The following is a 5,515-nucleotide window of genomic DNA, read 5'->3' as shown; positions in this document are numbered from 1 at the left end:
CCCGGCAACCCCCCACGCACCCTCGCCCGCCGGACCGTCCTCGGAGCCGCGGCCGCGACCGCCGCCGTTCCGGCCCTGCTCGCCATGTCGGCGCCCGCCTCCGCGGCGGCCGGAGACAAGCGGCGCAAGCCCGCCGCCCTGCCCGGTGGCGGTGACCTCGGCCCCAACGTCATCGTCTTCGACCCGTCCACGGCCGGCATCCAGGGCAAGCTGGACGAGATCTTCAGAAAGCAGGAGTCGGCGCAGTTCGGCACGGGACGCTACGCCCTGCTGTTCAAGCCGGGAACGTACAACGGCCTCAACGCCCAGCTCGGCTTCTACACCTCGATCATGGGCCTCGGCCTCTCCCCGGACGACACGAACATCAACGGCGACGTCACCGTGGACGCGGGCTGGTTCAACGGCAACGCCACCCAGAACTTCTGGCGCTCGGCGGAGAACCTCGCGCTCAAGCCGGTCAACGGCACCAACCGCTGGGCCGTCGCCCAGGCCGCGCCCTTCCGGCGCATGCACATCAAGGGCGGGCTCAACCTCGCCCCGGCGGGGTACGGCTGGGCCAGCGGCGGCTACATCGCCGACAGCCGCATCGACGGCGAGGTCGGCCCGTACTCGCAGCAGCAGTGGTACACCCGCGACAGCTCGGTGGGCGGCTGGGTCAACGCCGTCTGGAACATGGTGTTCTCGGGCGTGCAGGGCGCCCCGGCCAACAGCTTCCCCAACCCTCCGTACACCACCCTGGACACCACGCCCATCTCGCGCGAGAAGCCGTTCCTGTACCTGGACGGCGGCAACTACCGGGTCTTTCTGCCCGAGAAGAGGACCAACGCCCGCGGCGTCACCTGGGGCAACGGCACCCCGCGCGGCACCTCGCTGCCCCTCAGCCAGTTCTACGTGGCCAAGCCCGGCGTCAGCGCCGCCACCCTGAACGCCGCCCTGGACCAGGGGCTGCACCTCCTGCTGACCCCCGGCATCTACCACCTCGACCAGACGGTCCAGATCAAGCGCGCGAACACGGTGGTCCTCGGCCTCGGGTACGCCACCCTCATACCCGACAACGGCGTGGTCGCGATGAAGGTGGCCGACGTCAACGGCGTCCGTCTCGCCGCATTCCTGATCGACGCGGGCACGGTCAACTCACCGGTCCTCCTGGAGGTGGGCCCCTCGGGCTCCGCCGCCGACCACGCGGCCAACCCGATCACCGTCCAGGACGTCTTCATCCGGGTCGGCGGCGCCGGTGCGGGCAAGGCGACCACCGGCATGGTGATCAACAGCCGCCACACCATCATCGACCACACCTGGATCTGGCGCGCCGACCACGGCGACGGCGTCGGCTGGGAGACCAACCGCAGCGACTACGGCATCCGCGTCAACGGCGACGACGTCCTGGCGACGGGCCTGTTCGTCGAGCACTTCAACAAGTACGACGTGCACTGGTTCGGCCAGCGGGGCCGCACCATCTTCTTCCAGAACGAGAAGGCCTACGACGCGCCCAACCAGGCGGCGGTGCAGGACGGGAACACCAAGGGCTTCGCCGCCTACAAGGTGAACTCGTCCGTCACCACCCACGAGGGCTGGGGCCTCGGCAGCTACTGCTACTACAACGTGGACCCGAGCATCCGCCAGGACCACGGCTTCTCCGCGCCCAACACCCCGGGCGTGAAGTTCCACAACCTCTCCGTGGTCTCGCTGGGCGGCAACGGCCAGTACAACCACGTCATCAACAGCACCGGCGGACCCACCTCCGGCACCTCGACCGTGCCGTCCACGGTGGTGTCCTACCCCTGATACCGGCCGTGCGGGCGGGTCACCCGGGGGTGTCCGCCCGCACGGCTGCCGTGTCGTACAGCGCCTTGGCGTCCGCGTCGAGGTAGGAGCCGTAGGAGATGTCGGCGGTGTCGCCCCCGGTGTGCCAGCCGCCGATGACGCCGATGACGCCCCAGCCCGTGCCGCGCCGCACCAGGAAGGGGCCGCCCGAGGTGCCGCCGGAGTAGTCGTCGCAGGCGATCCGCAGGAAGCTGCCGGGGACCGCGGGGTCGGTGCTGTCGTAGCGGACGGTCCTGTCCGTGCAGTCCAGCGGCCGGGGCCGGTTGGCCGGATAGCCGATCAGGCGTACCGGATCGTGGTCGTAACCGGCGTCGACGAGCAACTCCGCGCCGCCCACCGCGTCTTCGAGCTCCCTGGCGCCGTTCGGCTCGGTCCTGAGGAAGGCGAAGTCGAGGTCGGCCGCGGCGTCGCGGCCCTTCGACAGGTACCGCGGGTCGACATGGACGCCGCCGGAGGTGACGGCGAAGGCACCGTGCGGCTTCCTGCCGTCGTCGTACTCCGGGACGAAGACCAGGTTCCCGCGCGCTTCCGGCCGCTCGAAGCAGTGGGCCGCGCTCATCACCAGGTCCTTGCCGGGGCTTCTGACGACCGTCCCGCCGCAGAAGCGGCCGGTGCCGGTGCCGTCGTCCCAGAAGAACGTGCCGACCATCGGCAGCCCCGCGAAGGGCGTGCCGGGCGCGTCGGGCAGACGCCCCCGCGTCCCGGGCCGGTCCACTCCGGGCCGCCGCACCCGGGGCTGCTCCGGTCCGGCCCGCTCCACCACGGGCCGCGCCGCCCGCATGCGCTCGGGGGTCCAGTGGGCGACGGCCGCCCGGACGCCCGGCGCCGGGGTGCCGAGCGCCTGTCCCGGCACCCCCGACAGCCCCCAGAGCACCAGGAGCAGTGCCGCGGCGCCCAGCGCCGCCCCGTGCGACGACCGCATGGGCATCCCCCTCGCGTCGTTATCGGTGCCAGTGTCGGTGGATGCGGGTGAATCGACCCGGTTGGCGGGACTGCACCCGTATGGTCCATGATCGTATGGCCGGGCAGCGCAGGGGGAGACATCATGAGCCGACTCATACGGCCGTACGCGTGGTTCGCCGCGTTCGTCCTGGTGACGGGAGCCGCGTGCACGGGCCCCGGCGACGACACCCGGGCGGGCCGCGCGGGAGCCCGCGGCGTGGGTGACACGCTCTTCCCCGGCCTGGGCAACGGCGGCTACGACGTCGCGCACTACGACCTCACCCTGGACTACGTCCCCGAGACCAACCACCTCAAGGCCACCGCGGTCATCACCGCCCGTGCCACCCAGGACCTGAGCCGCTTCGACCTCGACTTCGCGGGCCTGAAGGTACGTGGCGTGGAGGTGGACGGCGCGAAGGCCGCTTTCACGCGCGAGAAGAACGAGCTGGTGCTCACGCCCGCGAAGACCCTGCGCAAGGGCACGGTCTTCGAGACGACGGTCGCGTACGACGGCACGCCGAGGATGACCGAGGACGCCGACGGGGGAGTGGAGGGCTGGATCGAGACCGACGACGGCGCGACGGCGCTGGGTGAACCCACCGGCTCCATGACGTGGTTCCCCGGCAACCACCACCCCTCCGACAAGGCCACCTACGACATCACCGTCTCGGTGCCCAAGGACGAGGACGGCGACCCCTACGACGTCCTCAGCAACGGTGAGCTGGTCAAGGAGGAGGACCAGGGCAAGCGGGTCACGAGCCACTGGCGCACCGAGGAGCCCATGGCCGGGTACCTGGCCAATGTGACCGTCGGCTACTTCGACCTGCACAAGGGCCGTACGTCACAGGGCGTTCCCGTCCTCGTCGGCGTCGACCCCGACGAGGCGGCGGACTCCGAGGGCGTCGAGGACCTGGTGCCCGAGGTCACCGACTGGGCCAGTGAGCGCTTCGGCCCCTACCCCTTCTCCTCGGTCGGCGCCGTCGTGGACCACCTGCCCGGCCTCGACTACGCCCTGGAGACCCAGACGCGGCCCTACTTCGACTCCGCGCCCGATGACACCCTGGTCGTGCACGAACTGGCCCACCAGTGGTTCGGCAACTCGGTCACGCCGCGCAGGTGGAAGGACATGTGGCTGAACGAGGGCTTCGCCACCTACGCCGAGTGGCTCTGGCAGGAGGACCACGGAGGGCGGACCGCCGACGAGATCTTCGACGCGTTCTATGACGGCAGCCACGAGGAGAGCGAGGGCATCTGGGACTTCCCGCCGGGCGCCCCGCCGAGCGGTCCGCGCACGTCCGACCCGCCGGTGTACGGCAGGGGCGCCATGACGCTGCACAAGGTGCGCGAGGAGATCGGCGACGAGGACTTCTTCGACGTCGTCCGGGAGTGGACGCGGCGGTACCGCCACAAGAACGCGGACACCGAGGACTTCATCTCCCTCTGCGAGGACGTGTCGGGGGAGGACCTTTCCGAACTGTTCGACACCTGGCTCTTCACGAAGGGGAAGCCCAGGCACCCGTCGTCCTAACCCGCTTCCCAGGGGTCCGCGGTGAACTGGGCGACCAGTGCCCTGGGCGCGTCCTTCGCGAAGCACGTCTCCAGTCCGGCGGCCGAGATCGCCGCGGCGGCCTCGGCCCGGGGGAACATCTCCTCCTCGTAGGCGATGAGGGCGGCCTCCGGGTCGCCGGGGCGGGCGATGAGGGCCTTGGCCAGTTCGGCGGCGTCCAGCATGGCGTTGTTGGCGCCCTCGCCCGCGTAGGGCGACATCACGTGGGCGGCGTCGCCGAGCAGGGTGACGCCGGGGACGTGCCGCCAGCGGTGACCGGCGGGCAGGGCGACGATCGGGCGGGGGACCAGTGCGCCGTCGGCGTCGGCCACGAGGTTCCGCAGACCGGAGTGCCAGTCGGGGAACTGCTCCAGGACGGCCCGCTTGGCCGCCGCGGTGTCGGTGAAGTCGATGCCGTCGAGCCAGGAGCGCCCGGTCCTGACCGAGGCGTAGACGTGCAGGCTGCCGTCGGCCTCGCGGTGGGCGAGGAAGCCCCTGCCGTCGCCGAGCGCGAAGAGCATGCCGGGGCCGACCACCTTCGCGGACTCCGGGTGCCGGATGTCGGCGTCGGACAGGTCGATCTCGACGGTGGAGACACCGGCGTAGGAGGGGCGGACGTCGGAGACCAGCGTGCGCACCCTGGACCAGGCGCCGTCGGCGCCCACGAGCACGTCGGCGGTGAAGGTGCCGCCGTTCGCGAGCGTCACCTCGTGGCGGCCGTCGTCCAGCGTGCGTACGGCGGTGGCCTTGGCGTTCCAGTGGACGGTGCCCTGCGGGAGCGCGTCCAGGATGAGGTCGCGCAGGGCGCCTCGGTCGATCTCGGGACGGCCGCCGCCGGAGTCCTCGTCGCTGATCTGAAGATGGACGGCGGCGTGCTTGTCGAGGACGCGGGTGGCCTGGCCGCCCGGGTGCACCAGGGCGCGGAACCCGTCGTACAGCTCCATGGCGCGCAGGGCCGCCTGACCGGACTCCTCGTGCATGTCGAGCATGCCGCCCTGGGTGCGGGCGTGGCGGTCGGTCTCCAGGTCGAAGACGGCTGAGGGCACGCCGTTGACGTGCAGGGCGCGGGCGAGGGTGAGCCCGCCGAGGCCGCCGCCGACGATGGCGATCGGGACGTGCCGCGGGGCGCTGACCGGGGTGTTCTCTGGGGCGGTGGACATGGCGGGCCTCGATTCCGGAGGAGTGGGGGTCACGCCTCCACCG

4 protein-coding genes are annotated in these 5,515 nt (G+C 71.4%); 2 read left to right on the top strand and 2 right to left on the bottom strand.

Features of this window, described 5'->3' with window-relative positions; translation table 11 throughout:
• A partial coding sequence (locus AB8Z36_RS27690; protein ID WP_369216110.1) for a coagulation factor 5/8 type domain-containing protein occupies window positions 1-1,785 on the top strand: 1,785 nt, incomplete at its 5' end.
• 19 nt (window positions 1,786-1,804) lie between these two features.
• On the opposite strand, the gene AB8Z36_RS27685 is transcribed toward AB8Z36_RS27690, so the two are convergent.
• Entirely contained in the window at window positions 1,805-2,746 is a 942-nt protein-coding gene (locus AB8Z36_RS27685) for a trypsin-like serine peptidase (RefSeq protein WP_369216109.1), read from the bottom strand.
• A gap of 123 nt (window positions 2,747-2,869) precedes the next feature.
• Between AB8Z36_RS27685 and AB8Z36_RS27680 the strand changes: the two genes are divergently transcribed.
• Window positions 2,870-4,294, top strand: a complete 1,425-nt coding sequence (locus AB8Z36_RS27680; RefSeq protein ID WP_369216108.1) for a M1 family metallopeptidase — start codon at window positions 2,870-2,872, stop codon at window positions 4,292-4,294.
• Here AB8Z36_RS27680 and AB8Z36_RS27675 read toward each other — a convergent pair.
• The gene (locus tag AB8Z36_RS27675) at window positions 4,291-5,472 is read right to left on the bottom strand and encodes an FAD-dependent oxidoreductase (RefSeq protein WP_369216107.1); all 1,182 of its coding nucleotides are present in this window, start codon (window positions 5,470-5,472) and stop codon (window positions 4,291-4,293) included. The genes AB8Z36_RS27680 and AB8Z36_RS27675 overlap by 4 nt on opposite strands.
• Window positions 5,473-5,515 lie beyond the last annotated feature (43 nt).

Source organism: Streptomyces flavofungini, assembly GCF_041028215.1.
Taxonomy (GTDB): Bacteria; Actinomycetota; Actinomycetes; order Streptomycetales; family Streptomycetaceae; genus Streptomyces; species Streptomyces flavofungini_B.
The sequence above is the reverse complement of the archived record's forward strand: the minus strand, read 5'-3'. Positions and strand labels throughout refer to the sequence as shown.

Coding starts and splice junctions, on each gene's coding strand:
- AB8Z36_RS27685 (WP_369216109.1), bottom strand. CDS start 2,746: ATGCGGTCGTCGCACGGGGCGGCGCTGGGCGCCGCGGCACTGCTCCTG.
- AB8Z36_RS27680 (WP_369216108.1), top strand. CDS start 2,870: ATGAGCCGACTCATACGGCCGTACGCGTGGTTCGCCGCGTTCGTCCTG.
- AB8Z36_RS27675 (WP_369216107.1), bottom strand. CDS start 5,472: ATGTCCACCGCCCCAGAGAACACCCCGGTCAGCGCCCCGCGGCACGTC.